A 16,532-nucleotide genomic window follows, 5' to 3' on the forward strand; every position below is an offset into this window, starting at 1 on the left:
AGAAGGGAGAGGAAGATTTTTTAACCAGGTTTTCACGAAAGAACGTCATGCAGAGCGGTAGCGAAGCATCTCGCTCGCTTCGTTGGAGTTACCGTTGCAACGAAGCGAGCGAGATGCTTCGCTACCGCTCTGCATGACGTTCTATTGATTGATAAAAATGTAGTTTCTAAGCCACGACCTCATAGGTCATGATGGGTTTCGACTTGTTTTTGAGGCTTACTTCACCTACCTGCTGGCACTGAAACGATTCTTTTATCTTGTTGTAGGTCGCTTCGGTCACGATAATCTGGCCGGGCTGGGCCGCGCCCTGAAGGCGCTGGCTTACGTTCACGGTGTCGCCTATCACGGTGTAATCCAGGCGCTTAAGGGAGGCGGAACCGATGTTGCCGGATACCATTTCACCGGTGTTGATGCCGATGGAAACCTGGGGCTGGTAGGCCGAGCCATCGGGGAGAGTGCCGGGGCTGGCGGCTATCAAGCTGCGCACCGAGAGGGCCGCATCGATGGCGCGGTCGAGGTGGTACTCGCCCCGGAATACGGCCATTACGGCGTCGCCCATAAACTTGTCGATGTAGCCGCTGTGGGCGATAATCTCGCGCACCATCTGGTCGAAGTAGGTATTGAGCATGTTCACCACGTCGCCGGGGGGCAAAACTTCCGACAGCGAGGTGAAGCCGCAGATATCAATGAAAACCACCGTAGCCTCAATGCTTTCACTGGCCAGCAGCTTGTTCTCAAAGTCGGGGCGGGCCATGAAGTTGAGCACCGTCTCGTCCACGTACATCTTCAGGATATTGTTTTCCTGAATTGCCTGAAGGGTTTCGCGCAGCTGCTTTACCTGCGCAATGGTCTTCTCGATAGTCAGCTCCAAATCGTTGAAATCGACGGGCTTGCACACAAAGTCGAAGGCGCCCCGGTTCATGGCCGTGCGGATGTTCTGCATGTCGCCGTAGGCCGACACCATCACCGTTTTGATAGCCGTATGCGCCTCGTGCAGCTTGGTGAGCATGGTGAGCCCATCCATCACCGGCATATTGATATCAGACAGAATGATGTCCGTATCGGGGTTTTCGGCCACGCGGGTGAGGGCCTCCTGTCCATTGCTGGCAAATAGAAACTCGTATTGGTTTTCCCGAATTTTGCGCCTGAATTTCTGCTTGATCAGCAGCTCCAGATCGGCTTCGTCGTCAACAACTAAAATCTTTGTTTTCATGCCTTTTCCATGGAAATCAACCTTTCCTTTAGGGCGGTGAAGTCTACTGGTTTGGTAAGGAAATCGTTGGCTCCCAGCTGCATAGCTTGGCGATGACTTTCCTGGTCCGCGTAGGCCGTAATCATCATAACCGTGGGCGGGGGCGGCGTGGGGTGCTCCTGCTTGATGCGCCTAAGCAGCTCCAAGCCGCTCATGCCGGGCATATTGATATCAGAGAGAATGAGAACAACCTCCGAAAAATGCTCATTCAGGTACTTTAGGGCCTCTTCGCCGGAGTAGGCAAAATCGAAGGAGAAAGTGCCATTGCGGATTTCTCGCCGAAAACGCTGCTCAAATAGCTGGCGCACGTCTGGCTCATCATCAACTACTAATATTTTCATCATGGCGAAGGTAGTACTACTGGAAGATGATTTTGTCTTTAAAGCGGCAAATAACCTAGCCATCAAAAGTAAGCTTCTGACATTAGTAAATAAGCTGTCTTTTGGCTAAGCCGCTACAACTGATTTGAACGGTATAAATGCGGAATGAGATTAAGTAAAATCAATACGAAACAGAGTGAAGCACAGACGGTGCTAATGGTTGCAGGAATGATAGGATAAACGGTTGTATAATAATAAATAAGAACGTCATGTAAATAAGACCGTCATGCAGAGCGCAGCGAAGCATCTCGCTCGCGGTAGGGGGATTACTAATCTGACTAAACATGCGAGATGCTTCGCTGCGCTCTGCATGACCGCCATTTGGTGGCATTAAAGGATTGCACTTAAGGAGAGCTTCGCAACAAAAAATTAACTAACCGCAGGTGCCGGATTCTGGTCGGGGAGCGGCGTGAAAGGTGGCGCATCCAGAGAGGAAGTAAGGGCGGGGCGGAGTGGTTTTGGCGGTATTGCTCCAGGGCTTTGCGACCCAGCAACCGGAACACAACCGGCGTGACGATAATATCGAGCAGGGTGGAGGATAAAAGCCCCCAAGTATGACCACGGCAACCGGATACAGGATTTCCTTGCCGGGCGCATCTTTAGCCAATGTCAGCGGCACCAGTGCCAGAGCTGCTACCAAAGCTGTCATCAATACAGGCACCAAGCGCTCTAGGGAGCCACGCATAATCATCTTGTCAGAGAACGATTCGCCTTCTTTTTCCACTAGATGGATGTAATGGGAAATCATCATAATGCCGTTGCGCGAGGCAATGCCGGTGAGCGTGATAAAGCCGACCAGCGAGGCAATGCTGAGCGTGCCGCCCGTGAGCAGCACCGCCGCTACCGAGCCGATGAGCGCCAGCGGAATGTTGAGCATAATCTGGGCGACGAGCAGCCAAGATTTGAAGTGGGCATACAGCACCAGAAAAATACCCCCAACGAGAACAAGCTCAGCCACAGGATCTTACTGCTGGCTGCCTGCTGGCTTTCAAATTGCCCCCATACGTGAGGTAGTAACCCGTAGGCAGCTTTACCTGCTCGCGGATGCGCTGTTGCATTTCCTGCACCGCGCTGCCTAGGTCGCGGCCGGCTACGTTGGCGGAGATGGTGATGCGGCGCTGGGTGTTTTCGTGGTTGATGGTATTAGGGCCGGGCTCGTAGCTGACGTCGGCCACGGCGCTGACCGGCACGAAGCCGCCGCTGGGCGTTTCGAGGCGGGTGGCGGCAATCTGGTTGAGGTCGGCGCGCAGGGAGTCGGGCAGCTTCACGATAAGCTCGAAGCTTTGCTGGCCCTGCAAAATGCGCGACACCACGGCGCCCTGAAACAGGGTTTCCAGATCCTGCACTACCTCGCCGCGCGGCAAACCCAGGGCTCGGATAGCATCTTCGCGGGGCCGGATAAGCAGTTGCGGCACCTGCACTTGCTTCTCGACCTGCAAATCGACTACCCCCGGCACCGTGGCGGCCACGTCGCGGACTTCATTAGCGAAGCGCCTCAATTCCAGCAAGTCATTGCCAAAAACCTTGATGGCGACCTGTGCCCGCACGCCCGACAGCAGGTGGTCGAGGCGGTGGGAGATGGGCTGGCCCACGTTCACGCTGACGCCTTGCAGCAGGCTCAGGCGCTGGCGCAGATCGGTTAGAATAACGTCTTTTTCGCGGCGCTCCAAGCCTTGTTTCTCCAACTCTTCGTCGGTTTTGAAGGCTACCTCAATCTCCGAGTTGTTCACCGATTCGGCGTGCTCGTCCAGCTCGGCGCGGCCGGTACGGCGGGCGGTGTAAGCTACTTCCGGCACTTGCAGCATCTGCTTTTCGGCAATGGTGCCGAGGCGGTTCGACTCGGCCAGGGACGTGCCAGCGGGGGCCGAAAAGTTGACGGTAAGCGAGCCTTCGTTGAAGGGTGGCAAAAACTCGGTTCCGAAGAAAGGCACCGTGGCTGCCGCCAGCACAAATAATAGTCCTGTTGTGCCCAGAATCAGCTTGGGATGCCGAAAGCCGAAGCTGAGCAGCCGCGTATCCTTCGCCTTCAGCCAGCGCACCAGACGGCTGTCCTGCTCGGCGTGCATCTTCATTTTGGGCAATAGATAGTAGCACAGCACCGGCGTCACGGTGAGCGAAACGAACAGCGACGCGATGATGCTGGTAATGTAAGCCACGCCCAGGGGGGCAAAAATCCGCCCTTCCATGCCGGATAGCGCAAACAGCGGCAGGAACACGAGCACCACGATAATGGTGGCGTACACGATGGAGTTGCGCACCTCCGAGGAAGCCTCATAAATCACCTGCAAAGCCGGCCGTGGCTGGGGTAGTAGCCGGTTCTCGCGCAGGCGCCGGAACACGTTTTCCACGTCTACAATGGCGTCATCGACCAGCTCGCCGATGGCAATGGCCAGGCCGCCCAGCGTGAGCGTGTTGATAGAAATGCCCCCCAGCTTAAAAACTAGGGCCGTAACGAGCAGAGATAACGGGATGGCCGTGAGCGAGATAAGCGTAGTGCGCACGTTCAGCAAAAACGCGAACAGCACAATCACCACTAGAATAGCACCGTCGCGCAGGGCTTCTTCCACGTTGGTGAGCGAGGCGTTGATGAACTCAGCCTGCTGAAACAAACGGGTATTAAACCGCACATCGGCGGGCAGGGAAGGCTGCAAGTCGGCGAGGGCAGCTTCGATCTGGCGGGTGAGCTCGGGGGTGCTGGCGCCGGGCTGTTTTTCGATGCTGAGAATAACGGCCGGCTGGCCGTTTACGCTGCCGTCGCCGCGCTTAAAACGCCCCCCAAACTGCACCGTGGCCACCTGCTTCACCGTGACCGGCGAGCCGTTGCGGTAGCTCACGATAATGTTCTCGATATCCTCCACCGAGCGCAGCCGACCCAGGTTGCGAATGAGAACTTCGGAGCCGTTGCGGTCGAAGAAATTGCCCGTAGTGTTCAGGTTCGACTGGCGCAGGGCTTCTTCCAGCTGATTAATAGTCAGGCCGGTAGCATTAAGGCGGGGCAAATCAACCAGCACTTGATACTGGCGCTGCTCGCCCCCAATTGGGATGACCTGAGCTACGCCGGCGATGCTGAGCAGGCGCTGGCGCACGGTATAATCGGCGAGGGTGCGCAAGTCGGCGGCGGAAGTGCGTTGTTGGGGCGTTGATGGGTTCTGGGGGGCAATTGTGTCCTTTTTGGTGGGCTGCTCGTAGCCGCTGGTGAGGCCGACGAGCATAATCTGGCCCATCACGGAAGAAATAGGACCCAGCACTGGCGAAATTCCCTCGGGTAATTGCTCCTGCACGGTTTGTAGCTTCTCGCTCACAATCTGGCGGGCCGTGAAAATGTCGGTGCCGTAGTTGAATTCGATGAACACCATGCCCAGGCCCACGGCCGAGTTGGAGCGCACCGCCTCCACGCCGGTGGCGCCGTTCAGGGCCGTTTCGACGGGCCGCGTCACGAGAGCTTCTACCTCTTCCGGTGCCATGCCGGGCGCCTCCAAGAATACCGTCACACGGGGACGATCCAGGTCGGGTAGCACGTCCACGGGCAGGCCGCGCAGGGTAGCAAAGCCCCCCACAAGCAGCGCCAGCGCGAAGGCCAGGGTGAGCAGGCGGTTTTCGAGAGAAAAACGAATGATGCGGTCGAGCATAGTAGGAGGACGAGTTATTCTGGCGGGGCCTCACCCTCGGCCCCTCTCTTAGGGGAGAGGGGAGCCACGACGGTTTGGGGTTTAGAGGGAGTTTGTATTCAAACAGGTGGTCATGCAACGCGAAGCATCTCGCTCGCGGTCGTTGGAGTTACCGCTGCAACATCAGCAAGCGAGATGCTTCGCGTTGCTCTGCATGACCACTTGTTTGGAGTGTAAATATTCTTACTGGTTCAAGTACACGGACTTGAGCTGGTAGGTATTCTGGGTGACTACCCGCTCGTTTTCGGTCAGGCCTTCAGCAATGGTGGTTTGCTGATCATCGGCGGCGCTGGGGCGGATGTAGCGGAGCTTGAAGACCTCGGGGGCCGTGTGCACGAATACCGCCGGGCGGCCCCCAACGTCGGTGACGGCGCTGGTGGGCACGGTAAGCTGGGCTTCGGCGCCGCGGGTTTGCACGCGCACATTCACGCTCTGGCCGGGTCGGAGCGCGGAGCTGCCTTGCACAGACAGCACCAGTTCGCGGGCCTGATTCACGGGGTTGACCACATTGCTAAACGACACTAAGCGAGCCGGAGCTGAGACTCCATCTTGCAGACCTTCAATGACAAAGCGGCCGGCTTCATTGACCTGCTTCATGTCGGCGGCGAATACCTGCGCCTGCACATACAGCTGGCTGGGGTTGATGACGCGCAGCAGCTCATCGCCCTGGTTTACCTGCTGCCCCACAGCCAGCCCGAATACATCGACGGTGCCAGTAATGGGCGCCCGCAGCTCGACGCGGCGCTGGCTGCTTTGGTTGTTCAGAATGCCAGCATTCTGGCGGGCCTGGCGCAGGCGCAGCTCGGCGGATACTACGTCTTTGCGGGCCGCTATGTCCTCGATGCTTTTGAGGCGGGCGTAATCCTGTTGGGCTCCGCGCAATTCGGCCTGGGCGTTGGCGCGGTCGGTGGCCAGCCCGATTTGCTCGGTGGCTGCCAGCGTCTGATCGAGTATCGCCAGCACTTGGCCGGCCTTCACGTTCTGGCCCACGCGCACATTCAGGGTTACTAAGCGCCCAGTTTGGGGCGCTACCACGCGGCCTTCGCCACCGGGCGCCGCCGTGACCTGGCCGAGCAAAGTACGGCGCGTGAGCAACGTATCAGAAGCAACCAGCTGGGTGCGAATCTCAAACAAAAACTGGCTTTCCTTGGGCATAATCACCTCATCGGGAGCGCCCGAGCTAACACCGGACGCACCGGCGGCGGTTTCGCCGTGGTCTTCGCCGCCGTGGGCCGCCAGCGGGCGCGGCGGGGCAGAAAAATTGCGAATAGGCCGCAAAGCAGCGTTGTCAGCAGCAGGCTGGCCGCTTTCCAGTGGCGGAAGGATGATTTGGGGGGCGTTTTCATGAGTGTACCAAGGGCGGTTGAGCGGTGGTGACGCGAGTGCGGCGGCGCAGGAGCAGGGCCGTGAGGGCGACGCCCGCCAAAAAGCCCCCCAGTAGCAGCAAACCCATTTTACATGTCAAGAAAGGTTCGGCAGTGAGCACTGCTGCAACGGGCAGTTCCTTACCTACTTCGATGCCTTTAAGGAGCATCAGATCGGCTCGCTTATCGGCTACTATATTCACCGTGAGGCCGTAAGCCTTGTTGGCAGGAAACTGACCTTCCACCAGATACTCGCCGGGGCCTTGGGGAGTGGCCGCGAATTGGAGCTTGTCGTTTTCGGGAACCGTGAAGGTGAGACGGGCGCCGGAAATGGGCGCGTTGGTGGCAAAGTCCGACACGAATAGGCGCAGGTGAGCCGGCTCGCCGGCCTTTATCGGCTCGTAGCGCAGCAGCAACTCAAACTGCGCCGACTGGCTCGTAACCGAGAAATACTGTGCGCCTGCCGCCGTGGCCGTGGCGGTTTCGCCATGGTCTTCGCCACCGTGGGCAGTGGCTGCGGGCGCCCCGAAACCGAGAAGGCCAAGCAGCAGAAAGACAAACAGATACGTTTTCATTGGCCGCGTAAAAAGTTGAGTTGAATAAGCGCTTCCTGGTAGCCGCGCACTGCGTCGAGGTAGTCGGTGCGGATTTGGAAGGCCTGATTAACGCTCTGCACAAACAGGTAGTAGCTCACTTCCCCGGCCCGAAACAAGCGCTGGGCCGTGCTGACGATCGTTCTGGACTGGGGCAAGCCAGTTTGCTGAAAATAGCGCACACTGGCCTCGAACTTAGCTACGTCGGCCAGAGCCTGCTGGTACTCCCGGCTGACTTCCAGCGTGGTAGCGGCGCGCTGGGCGAGCGAAGCCTGCAAGCGGGCATCGGCGGCCTGCACCTGCGAGCGGTAGGTCCAGAAGTACAGCGGCAGCGACAAGCCCGCCTGAAAACGGTTCCGGACCGGCGAATCCCGCTCGCCCTGATTCTGGTAGCCAAGCACCACACCCGGCAGCGCCCGTGCCCGCGCCAGCCGCAGGTTCAGCCGACTCACCTCAATGTTTTGTAAAGCAAACGCCAGCTGCGGATTGGCTTGCAGCTGCGCGCTATCGGGGGCGCTACAGCGTTGGTGGGGGGCAAAACTACGGTGCCTAGGGCCATCAGGTCGGGACCGGTGGCCAGCTCGGCGGTGGGCTGGCCCAGCAATAAGCCCAGCCGGGCCTGGGCGGCGCGGCGGTCGGCGGTGGCTTGCTGGAGGCGGTTGGCGGCCTGCCGCGACTCAGCCTCGGTGCTCACGCGCTGCAAATAATCGACTTCGCCGGCGTTGTAGAGGCGCTCCGAGGCGGCGGCGAGCGTACGCAGCAGGCTATCCTGACTGGCAAGTTGGCGCTGCTGGGCTTCAGCTATTTGCAGGGCCAGATAGCTCAGGCGCACCTCGCGCTGCACGGTATTGCGGCTGATCTGCTGGTTGCGCTGGGCCAGCGTCACTTGCGCCCGCCCCACCTGGGCCTGGCGCGTGTAGACGGTTGGAAACTCGAAGGTTTGCTGAGCGCCCAACGTGTAAAATGCGCCCGTGGGACTTTCCACGATAACCCCGGATTAATCAGCGAAAAAGCCCCCCGACGCAAGGCCTCCTGCTCGCGCTGCTCCGCCCCCGACTGCCGCAGCGCCGGGCTCACCCGCAACGCGCCCGCCAGGGCGCTATCAAGGCTGAGCACTTGCTGAGCGTGCGCCGGTAGCGTAAGCGCTACAACTCCAAGCGCTAAGAGCACCTTTAGTTGCAGGAATTTTGATGGATATGTTAGGAGATCTTTCACTGAGAAATGAGCCTACTGTTACTTCTTATCCCTGTCTTTGATTCCCACCCGTTCGTCATGCAGAGCGGTAGCGAAGCATCTCGCGTGCGGTCGTCTGAATTAGTAAATCATCCAAATAGAACGTCATGCTGAGCGGAGTCGAAGCATCTCTACTAGTTACTAATCTCAACGAAGCGGCAGAGATGCTTCGACTCCGCTCAGCATGACAATACCGTTGCAACCAAACACGCGAGATGCTTCGCTCCGCTCTGCATGACGTTCTAGCGGCTTAGCTTTTCTTCACTAAGTCCATGTTGCAGACGGGGCACTTGCCGGGCTGGGTGCTGGCGCTGCCTTCGCACTTCATGGGGCATTCGTAGGTAGCGGCCGCTGTGGCGCCAGCGGCTGGGGCTACGTTCACGGTGAAGTCGGAGGTATGGATTTGCCCCCATGATTAAACTGGAGGAACACGCGGTACACGCCAGCTTGCTCGAAGCCCGTTTGAAAGCCCACGCTGGGGCCGCGGCTAGTGCCGGCGTCGCCGGGATGCACGTGCAGGTACTTTTCCGTGTCCTCGCTGATAATGACCATGTGGCCTAGGGCGCCAAGGTAGTTGTCGAGGTTGGTGACGGGCTGGCCGTTGCGGCTAATGTTTACTTGCAGAGCCAGGGGCTGACCAACCTTCACAGACTTGTCGAAGGATAAAACGGCCTCATAACCATCTTTCTGCCAGCGCATTTGGTCTTTCGTAAACTTCACAGGCGCTTTCTTCGTGCCGGCTACAGTTAATTGCTGGCGACCCAGTTGATGGGCGCCGCCCTCGGGCTGATAGTCTTGGTAGAGCACGTAGTCGCCGCCGGTTTTGAAGGTGAAGGGCACGTTGTACTTGCCATCCGCCGTGAACTCGGGGTGTTCGTGGAAGAACTCCGACAGGTCTTTGCTCACGATAATGAGGTGCATTTTCTTCTCGTGCACTACAGCCAGCGGCACGGGGGCTTTTTCCTGCCCTTCAATCTGAGGCAGAAAGGACAGCGTGACGGGCTGCCCGGCGGTGGGTTGCGCGGGCTGAGAGGAAAATACCATGCGGTAGGTTTTGCCGTCGTTGTTGGCGCCGTCGGTGTGCTCCAGGTTCATGCCGCACTTGGGGCATTTGCCGGGCTCGTTGCTCACTACTTCCGGGTGCATGGGGCAGGTGTATTGGTGCTCGCCGGAGTGGGCGGCACCGGCTTCAGCCGCATGGTCATGATCGTGGCCATCGGCGGCGGTTTGGGAGCCGGTGGAAGGCTTGTCGGAGCAGCTGGTGGTAGAGAATGTTAGGCCGGCCAGGAGCAGGCCTAAGGGGAACAGGGTTTTCATAAAGAGAGGTTTGGGTAAGCGAAACAGATTGCCCTGGGGGGCTTTTTTGAAGCAGTAATAGACGGGATGGGGGCGTTAAGATGGCGAAGCCGAAGGCCGGAAAGGCACGCAAAAAGGTCCGCGCCAACCCACGGCTAAGCCGGGGCAGCGCGGACCTTTGCAGACGCGAAACCTTAAATTGTGAGCGAACCGATAAATACTCGGATATCCGGAATCTTGGGCTTGAGGTGGGCAGGCGGCACCAGCAAAACCGGCATCGTGCGGTCCCAAGCCTCGAAATGAGCCAACGCGAAGCTGCTGGCCGGCGGCAGCGCCAAATACAGCGGCGACATAGCCTTGTCGAGGCTAAGCTTGGGCGGGTGTGTTAGCGACGCGAAAAACGTCGAGGTTTTGTCGCGGCAGCACTCGTCTTTCTGTCCTTGCTCGTCGCCTGAAGCTTGGTCCTGATCGTGATGATGAGCTGTGGCTTTATGCTCGTGCGTGTTGTGGCTATGAGCTGACGTACCAGCCGCGTGGCTGTGCTGCTCCGCGGCGACCGCCAGATGCTGGGGCAGACTACGGGCCTGCACGCCGAAGCACAAGCACAGAAACTGCACCGCGAACACGCTCAGAAAGACCCCCAGCAAGCTGGCGGCCACTCGGCGACGAACGGGGGCAGTGAGTTTGTACATAGCGAATACCTAACGACAAACTTACGTCAGTTGTTCATTGACAAGCAAATCAATCTCCTTAGCTGGCCTCGACGGGAATGTGAGGCTGTAAGTCAGCTTTTTCGCGCAATTAGCTGCTTACAACGGAATTCAGACGTTGCCCGCGGCTCAGGAACCTCTGACTCCTGTGCCGCGGGCCATAGTTCTATAATCTCAGAGCCTAATTATGAACCTGCGAAAAGCTGTTAGTCACTGGAGTTTAAACTCAAGACGGTCATGCAGAGCATTCTGCGCCTCCAGCAGCGACGAAGTATCTCGCGTGCTGATGTAAGAGTGGTAACTCAACTAAACACGCGAGATGCTTCGCGCTGCTCTGCATGACGTTTTACTTGTTGGGATTAGTACTCTAGCGTCAGCACGCGAGATGCTTCGTCGCTGCTGGAGGCGCAGAATGCTCTGCATGACCGTCTTTATTAAAGCAACAACCGCAAGCCAGATGCTCCGCGTTGCTTTGCAGGACGGACGGAATACGTAGCTAGAGTACAACCCACGCCGCGAGAACATAACTCTGTACCTCCTAATGCGAATTGCGCACCGCTATCTGGACCTGACTAACGTTAATTTGAATATCGGTTTGGACGTTTTTAGTCCCGGCTTTTGTTATCAATAAAATTACCTATTCTATGAATACTCCGTCAGCACCACTGCCGCATGTGCCGACTCCCGGTGAGCCGGTAAATTTGCCCCTCAGCGCCGGTACGGAAACCGCGACGCTCAATATTGAGGGCATGACCTGCGCTTCCTGTTCCAATTTCGTGGAGCGGGCGTTGAGCCGCACGCCCGGTGTGCAGCGTGCCACCGTGAATCTGGCCAGTGAAAAAGCGACCATCGACTACCTGCCCGCTCAGATAGATCGGGCCGGGCTGCGCGCGGCTGTGGAGCAGGCGGGCTACGCCGTGCACGAGCCCGTGGCGCCAGTGGCAGCCGGTGTGCTAGGCTCCGACGAAGAGCTAGCTCAGCGCAAAGCCGCCGCTTACCGCAAGCTGCTGCGCCGTTTTTGGGTGGCAGTTGCCTTGGCTGCCGTTATCATGCCGCTGTCCATGATTATGCTGTGGCCGGCGCTGATGCAGCGCGTGTCGATGCCGGTGCTCAACTATGTGCAATTGCTGCTCACGCTACCCGTACTCTTGTATAGCGGGCGCGAGTTTTACGTGTCGGCCTGGAACGGGCTGCGCCACCGCACCGCCAGCATGGATACGCTGATTGCCGTGGGTACGGGCGCGGCCTTTTTGTACAGCCTCGCCGCTACGTTGGTGCCGGACTGGTTTATGCGCCAGGGCCTGATGCCGGAGGTGTATTACGATACCACGGCCACCATTATTGCTCTTATTCTGCTGGGTAAAGTGCTGGAAAGCCGGGCCAAGCAGCGCACCTCGGCGGCCATTCGGGCGCTGATGGATTTGCAAGCCAAAACCGCCCGCGTAGTGCGCCATGGCCAGGAAGTAGATATTCCGGTAGAGGAAGTGCGGCTGAACGACATCGTAATCGTGCGGCCCGGCGAGAAAGTGGCCACTGATGGCGTCATTACCGAAGGACGCTCAGCGCTGGACGAGGCCATGCTAACGGGCGAAAGTCTGCCCGTAGAAAAGAAGGTCGGCGACCCTGTATTTGGCGCTACGCTAAATAAAACTGGCTCCTTCCGCTTTCAGGTTACCAAAGTAGGCAAGGAGACGATGCTGGCTCAGATTGTGAAGCTGGTGGAGGAGGCCCAGGGCAGCCGCGCGCCCATACAGCGCCTCGCCGACAAAGTAAGCGCGGTGTTCGTGCCCATCGTGGTCATGATTGCCATTGCGACCTTTGTGGTTTGGTTTCTGGCGGCGCCGGAAGCTACTCGCTTGCCGCTGGCGCTGGTCAATTTTGTGGCCGTGCTTATCATTGCCTGCCCCTGCGCGCTGGGGCTAGCCACGCCCACGGCCATCATGGTAGGTACGGGCAAAGGCGCGGAACACGGCGTGCTTATCCGCAACGCCGAAGCGCTGGAAAAAGCCTATCAGGTAAATACCGTCCTGCTCGACAAAACCGGCACCATCACCCGCGGCGAGCCCGCCGTGACCGACTTTATTCCCCTGAATTTGCCCCCCAGCGCTGATCAGACTTCCGTGCTGGCTATGCTAGCGGCGCTTGAGCGGCAGTCGGAGCATCCATTGGCCGAAGCCGTGGTGCGCTACACTGATGCGCAGGGCGTGGCGTCATTGCCAGCCACAGATTTTCAGGCTCATGAAGGCCGCGGCGCCGGTGCCACGGTAGAAGGTCAGCAAGTGCTTATCGGTAACCGGCGGCTACTGGAGGAACAAGGTGTCTCCGTTTCGGGCGCTACCACACAAGCCGCCGACCAGTTGTTGGAAGAGGCCAAAACAGTGCTTTATGCGGCCGTTGGGGGGCAAATTGTAGCCTTGTTTGGCGTGGCCGATACGGTACGCGAGACGTCGGCGGCCGCTATTCGGGAGCTGCAACGACAGGGTTTGGAAGTGGTTATGATGACCGGCGACAACCAGCAAACCGCCGCCAAAGTAGCGCAACAAGTAGGTATTACGCGCTTCTTCGCTGAAGTATTGCCTCAGGATAAAGCCAGCAAGGTAAAGGCCCTGCAAAACGAGGGACGCACCGTGGCGATGGTCGGCGACGGCATCAACGATGCGCCCGCTCTGGCCCAGGCGGATTTGGGCCTAGCCATGGGCGGCGGCACCGACGTGGCGATGGAAGCAGCCGGCATCACCCTCATGCGTTCTGACCTCAACGGCGTTGTCACGGCCCTTCGCTTGTCGCGCCTCACCATGCGCGCCATTCGCCAAAACCTGTTTTTCGCATTTATCTATAATACTCTTGGAATTCCAATTGCTGCTGGCCTGCTGTATCCCTTCACCGGCTGGCTACTTTCGCCCATGATTGCGGCGGCGGCTATGGCCCTCAGCTCAGTGTCTGTGCTTACCAACTCGCTGCGCTTGCGCGCCGCTAAGGTGTAGCTGGCGAGCTTTTTCAATCAGGATGTCATGCAGAGCGGAGTGAAGCATCTCGCGTGTTTAGCAGGATTAGTAACCCTGCGTCAGCACGCGAGATGCTTCGCTCCGCTCTGCATGACATCCTGAAGTATTCATCACAACTTGAAAATCATGGACACAACTGAAATCATCGTTTTACTTGGTGGCGTGGCCTCTCTTGGCTTTGTGGGGTGGTTTTTCTTTATGGCCCCGCACCAGGTAGCCACGGCCGTATCGTCGAGCAGCGGCGTGCAGCAGGTCGATATTGTGGTGAAAGGCGGCTATTCGCCCGATGTGATTGAGGTAGAAAAGGATAAGCCCGTGCAGCTCAACTTCTACCGCGACGAAGACAACAGCTGCTCCGAGGAACTGCTGCTGCCCGACTTTCAGATCCGCCGAGAGTTGGCACCCTTCCAGACGACGGCTGTGGAACTGCTGCCCCGGCAGGCGGGTACTTTTGAGTTTACCTGCGGCATGCATATGCTGCGTGGCCAACTCGTTGTTAAATAAACGCTTACAGGTTTAGGCTGTTCGGCTGCGGCCGGCGGTATTTTATATTCGACCTTATTTGCGAAGCTGGGGGCTTTTTTTCGACCTTGGGGGGCATAATTAAGTAACTACGCCGGAGCTATCCATCGTATGCTACTGTTACAAAGCCATGACCGAAACCGACCCCTTCCGCCGCCCCGATCTGCTGCGCCTGCCCTACGATGATTACCGCGCCCTGCCCGCCATTGCTAATTCCGACCTCTCACGGCTGCGCGATGCCCTGAACGGCCGCTACCAGAAGCCGGCTTCCATGTCGGGCGCTTTGGGCTTGGGAACGGCATTTCACACGGCCCTGCTGGAGCCAACGCTGTACGAGCCCGGCCTGCCCGGCATCAACGATACGCTGGTGTGGTGGATGGTGGAAGGCGTGCAGCTCAACCCTGAGATAAAGCAACTGCTGGCCACCGGCGTACCCGAGCCCAGCTGCATTTTCACCGAGCCCACCACCACCACCGTCTGTAAGCTCCGCGCCGACCTGGTAGTGCCCGAAACCGACCGTGGCTACACCATCATCGACTTCAAAACCACCAACGCCCGCGACTACGACCACTTCCTGTGGCAGTGCTCCGGCTACGACTACGACCGCCAGGCCGCCTTTTACCTCGATGCTCTCCACGCCGATCGGTTTTTGCTGGTAGGCGTGCAAAAAGTGGAGCCTTTCAAACTCTTCACGGTAGAAGTGTCGCGGACAATGCTGGGGGAAGGCCGGGCCAAATATCTGCGCCTGCTGCACCTGCTGCAACCCAAAGCTGAAGTACCCGCTCATTTGTCGGAAGCAGTGCGTGATATTACCGAAGGCTTGAACGGGGTGTAGGGTACTAGAAATACTGCTACGTCAGATAGGACAATTTTTATAAGGCTGTCATGCAGAGCGGCGCGAAGCATCTCGCGTGCTGACGCAGGGTTACTAATCCTGATGAACACGCGAGATGCTTCGCGCCGCTCTGCATGACAGGATGAATGCTATGAGCGCATATCGTATTGCGCTTAATGACGAACATCAGGTTTTACTGCGGCTGAAAACGTGCTTCAGCTTCTGAAGCCACTGCGGCTCTTGCATTTCGTCTTCCAGCAGAAACGCGTAGGGGTGCAGGGCGGGCACATGAGAGCAGATAATGCGAATGATGGCAAAAAGCGGCTCGAACAGAATCATGCCGGGCACGCCCCAAATCAGCTCGCCCAACACGATGGCAACAATGGTGAAGATGGGACTCAGATTCAAATTGGCCCCCATCACCAGCGGCTCGATAATATTATTGTCGATGACCTGAGCGGCCACCATAATCCCGACCGTCGGCAGCACCTGGCCCGATGAGCCACCTATCAAGGCCATAATCAGTGGAAAAAGCCCCCCAACGAAGGCGCCCACATACGGAACGATAGTAGGGAAGGCGGCAATAAGACCCAGCAGTACAGCATTTTGAAGGCCGATGATGGAAAAGCCGATGCCGTAAAACACAGCCAGAAAAACAATGGAAATCAGGCGACCCACTAGGTACTGACCCGATACCTGCCTGATCTGGTGCAGCATTCGGGCGTACTCGGAGCGATTTTCGGCCGGAGCCAGCCGCAGCAAAAACTCCCGAAACTTGCCGCGCTGCCACAACAGAAAAAACAGATACAACAGTACCAGCACAAAGCCCCCTAACAACCCGAAAATGCCTTTCAGGGAAGTAGTGAGGTAGCGGTTGGCCGACTGCGCAATCTTGCTGATCTGCTCCTGCACAAACTCGATCTGGACTTTCGGCGTCACGCCAAACTCCCGCTGAATCAGCTGTTGGCCTTGGTTGAGAAGCTGCTGGAGCTTGGCCTGAATCTGGGGAAGCTGCTCGGATATGTTGGCGGCCTGCTCACCAATGGCCCAGCCCATGGCAGCCAGCACCAGCAACAACAGCACAAGGCACAGGAAAGAAGCAAATCCGCGCCCCAGCCCCCAGCTTTCCAGCCACCGACTGACGGGCGACAGCAGCATGGCCAGCACAATGGAAAACGCCACCGGAATCAGAAACAGCCGGCCGTAATAAAGCAGGGCCAAAGCCAGCAGGGCGAGCAGCAGCAAACCATTGACACGGGCCAGAGAAATGCTTCGCATGTACTATAAGTTAGTGGCAGGTAGAGCGCACCCGCTGGGAAAGACTCGCCTTCAATACGTTGCCCGGCTGGCAGCGTTTATCGGTGTCAGCTGGTTGATTTTGCCCCCAAGAGCGTCTGTACCTACTAGCCCGTTTGAACCGTGATATTCTGCACCGAAAAACCCGCCTCCAGCAAGGCTTCGCGGATATCATCCTGCCCGGGCGAATCGGGGTGGGTGACGGCTACTTCTACTTCGCCGGGCTCTATCCGGTCTACGAGGAGCTTTAGCTCGGTGAGCAGCTGGCGCACCTGCCCGATGCTGTCAGTATCCTGCATTGCATCAATTTGGACGACGTAACGGACCAGCTGGTTCGGGTTGACGTTGGGGGGAGGAATAGCCATGAGACTGGACAGA

The 16,532-nt window shown here is 58.0% G+C and carries 16 protein-coding genes; 3 read left to right on the forward strand and 13 right to left on the reverse strand.

Annotation, left to right across the window (positions count from 1 at the left end):
* Nucleotides 1-166: 166 nt before the first annotated feature.
* The 11 genes from H9L05_RS14150 to H9L05_RS14190 form a co-directional block, all read right to left on the reverse strand.
* Nucleotides 167-1,213 (reverse strand): adenylate/guanylate cyclase domain-containing protein, encoded by a 1,047-nt coding sequence (locus H9L05_RS14150; protein ID WP_187731507.1) that lies wholly within the window; start codon nucleotides 1,211-1,213, stop codon nucleotides 167-169.
* Nucleotides 1,210-1,593, reverse strand: coding sequence for a response regulator (locus H9L05_RS14155; RefSeq protein ID WP_187734280.1), 384 nt, complete (start codon nucleotides 1,591-1,593; stop codon nucleotides 1,210-1,212). The genes H9L05_RS14150 and H9L05_RS14155 overlap by 4 nt, the downstream gene beginning before the upstream one ends.
* A gap of 412 nt (nucleotides 1,594-2,005) precedes the next feature.
* Nucleotides 2,006-2,590 (reverse strand): efflux RND transporter permease subunit, encoded by a 585-nt coding sequence (locus H9L05_RS25105; protein ID WP_262892533.1) that lies wholly within the window; start codon nucleotides 2,588-2,590, stop codon nucleotides 2,006-2,008.
* Nucleotides 2,583-5,261, reverse strand: coding sequence for an efflux RND transporter permease subunit (locus tag H9L05_RS14160; RefSeq protein ID WP_262892534.1), 2,679 nt, complete (start codon nucleotides 5,259-5,261; stop codon nucleotides 2,583-2,585). The genes H9L05_RS25105 and H9L05_RS14160 overlap by 8 nt, the downstream gene beginning before the upstream one ends.
* Before the next feature lie 222 nt (nucleotides 5,262-5,483).
* A complete protein-coding gene (locus H9L05_RS14165; protein WP_187731508.1) occupies nucleotides 5,484-6,578 on the reverse strand; it encodes an efflux RND transporter periplasmic adaptor subunit in 1,095 nt (364 codons plus the stop codon).
* A 64-nt stretch (nucleotides 6,579-6,642) separates the two neighbouring features.
* A complete protein-coding gene (locus H9L05_RS14170; protein WP_187731509.1) occupies nucleotides 6,643-7,239 on the reverse strand; it encodes a hypothetical protein in 597 nt (198 codons plus the stop codon).
* Nucleotides 7,236-7,709, reverse strand: coding sequence for a TolC family protein (locus H9L05_RS14175; protein ID WP_187731510.1), 474 nt, complete (start codon nucleotides 7,707-7,709; stop codon nucleotides 7,236-7,238). Before H9L05_RS14175 ends, H9L05_RS14170 begins: the two co-directional genes overlap by 4 nt.
* Nucleotides 7,706-8,242, reverse strand: a complete 537-nt coding sequence (locus H9L05_RS14180; protein WP_187731511.1) for a TolC family protein — start codon at nucleotides 8,240-8,242, stop codon at nucleotides 7,706-7,708. The genes H9L05_RS14175 and H9L05_RS14180 overlap by 4 nt, the downstream gene beginning before the upstream one ends.
* A gap of 498 nt (nucleotides 8,243-8,740) precedes the next feature.
* On the reverse strand, nucleotides 8,741-8,872 hold the full coding sequence (locus H9L05_RS23810) for a heavy metal-binding domain-containing protein (protein WP_223284448.1): 132 nt from the start codon (nucleotides 8,870-8,872) through the stop codon (nucleotides 8,741-8,743).
* A complete protein-coding gene (locus H9L05_RS14185) occupies nucleotides 8,869-9,807 on the reverse strand; it encodes a heavy metal-binding domain-containing protein (RefSeq protein ID WP_187731512.1) in 939 nt (312 codons plus the stop codon). Before H9L05_RS14185 ends, H9L05_RS23810 begins: the two co-directional genes overlap by 4 nt.
* A gap of 173 nt (nucleotides 9,808-9,980) precedes the next feature.
* Entirely contained in the window at nucleotides 9,981-10,478 is a 498-nt protein-coding gene (locus H9L05_RS14190; RefSeq protein WP_187731513.1) for a hypothetical protein, read from the reverse strand.
* 662 nt (nucleotides 10,479-11,140) lie between these two features.
* On the opposite strand from H9L05_RS14190, the gene H9L05_RS14195 reads away from it, so the two are divergent.
* From H9L05_RS14195 to H9L05_RS14205, 3 genes are all read left to right on the forward strand, one after another.
* Complete coding sequence (locus H9L05_RS14195; RefSeq protein WP_187731514.1) at nucleotides 11,141-13,480, forward strand: heavy metal translocating P-type ATPase; 2,340 nt, start codon at nucleotides 11,141-11,143, stop codon at nucleotides 13,478-13,480.
* 147 nt (nucleotides 13,481-13,627) lie between these two features.
* Nucleotides 13,628-14,005: a cupredoxin domain-containing protein gene (locus H9L05_RS14200; RefSeq protein WP_187731515.1), complete on the forward strand. Its 378-nt coding sequence runs from the start codon at nucleotides 13,628-13,630 to the stop codon at nucleotides 14,003-14,005.
* A gap of 148 nt (nucleotides 14,006-14,153) precedes the next feature.
* A complete protein-coding gene (locus H9L05_RS14205; RefSeq protein ID WP_187731516.1) occupies nucleotides 14,154-14,858 on the forward strand; it encodes a PD-(D/E)XK nuclease-like domain-containing protein in 705 nt (234 codons plus the stop codon).
* A gap of 186 nt (nucleotides 14,859-15,044) precedes the next feature.
* Here H9L05_RS14205 and H9L05_RS14210 read toward each other — a convergent pair whose 3' ends face one another.
* Together H9L05_RS14210 and H9L05_RS14215 are read right to left on the reverse strand one after the other, a co-directional pair.
* Entirely contained in the window at nucleotides 15,045-16,136 is a 1,092-nt protein-coding gene (locus tag H9L05_RS14210; RefSeq protein WP_187731517.1) for an AI-2E family transporter, read from the reverse strand.
* Nucleotides 16,137-16,261: 125 nt separating this feature from the next.
* On the reverse strand, nucleotides 16,262-16,519 hold the full coding sequence (locus H9L05_RS14215; protein WP_187731518.1) for a hypothetical protein: 258 nt from the start codon (nucleotides 16,517-16,519) through the stop codon (nucleotides 16,262-16,264).
* Nucleotides 16,520-16,532: the final 13 nt, after the last annotated feature.

It is taken from the genome of Hymenobacter qilianensis (genome assembly GCF_014489555.1).
GTDB lineage: Bacteria > Bacteroidota > Bacteroidia > Cytophagales > Hymenobacteraceae > Hymenobacter > Hymenobacter qilianensis.

Bases quoted from the DNA above. Each gene is read 5' to 3' on its own strand.
- H9L05_RS14170 (WP_187731509.1), bottom strand. From the start codon at position 7,239: ATGAAAACGTATCTGTTTGTCTTTCTGCTGCTTGGCCTTCTCGGTTTC.
- H9L05_RS14205 (WP_187731516.1), top strand. From the start codon at position 14,154: ATGACCGAAACCGACCCCTTCCGCCGCCCCGATCTGCTGCGCCTGCCC.
- H9L05_RS14210 (WP_187731517.1), bottom strand. From the start codon at position 16,136: ATGCGAAGCATTTCTCTGGCCCGTGTCAATGGTTTGCTGCTGCTCGCC.
- H9L05_RS14155 (WP_187734280.1), bottom strand. From the start codon at position 1,593: ATGAAAATATTAGTAGTTGATGATGAGCCAGACGTGCGCCAGCTATTT.
- H9L05_RS14190 (WP_187731513.1), bottom strand. From the start codon at position 10,478: ATGTACAAACTCACTGCCCCCGTTCGTCGCCGAGTGGCCGCCAGCTTG.
- H9L05_RS14160 (WP_262892534.1), bottom strand. From the start codon at position 5,261: ATGCTCGACCGCATCATTCGTTTTTCTCTCGAAAACCGCCTGCTCACC.
- H9L05_RS14215 (WP_187731518.1), bottom strand. From the start codon at position 16,519: ATGGCTATTCCTCCCCCCAACGTCAACCCGAACCAGCTGGTCCGTTAC.
- H9L05_RS14200 (WP_187731515.1), top strand. From the start codon at position 13,628: ATGGACACAACTGAAATCATCGTTTTACTTGGTGGCGTGGCCTCTCTT.
- H9L05_RS14185 (WP_187731512.1), bottom strand. From the start codon at position 9,807: ATGAAAACCCTGTTCCCCTTAGGCCTGCTCCTGGCCGGCCTAACATTC.
- H9L05_RS14195 (WP_187731514.1), top strand. From the start codon at position 11,141: ATGAATACTCCGTCAGCACCACTGCCGCATGTGCCGACTCCCGGTGAG.
- H9L05_RS14150 (WP_187731507.1), bottom strand. From the start codon at position 1,213: ATGAAAACAAAGATTTTAGTTGTTGACGACGAAGCCGATCTGGAGCTG.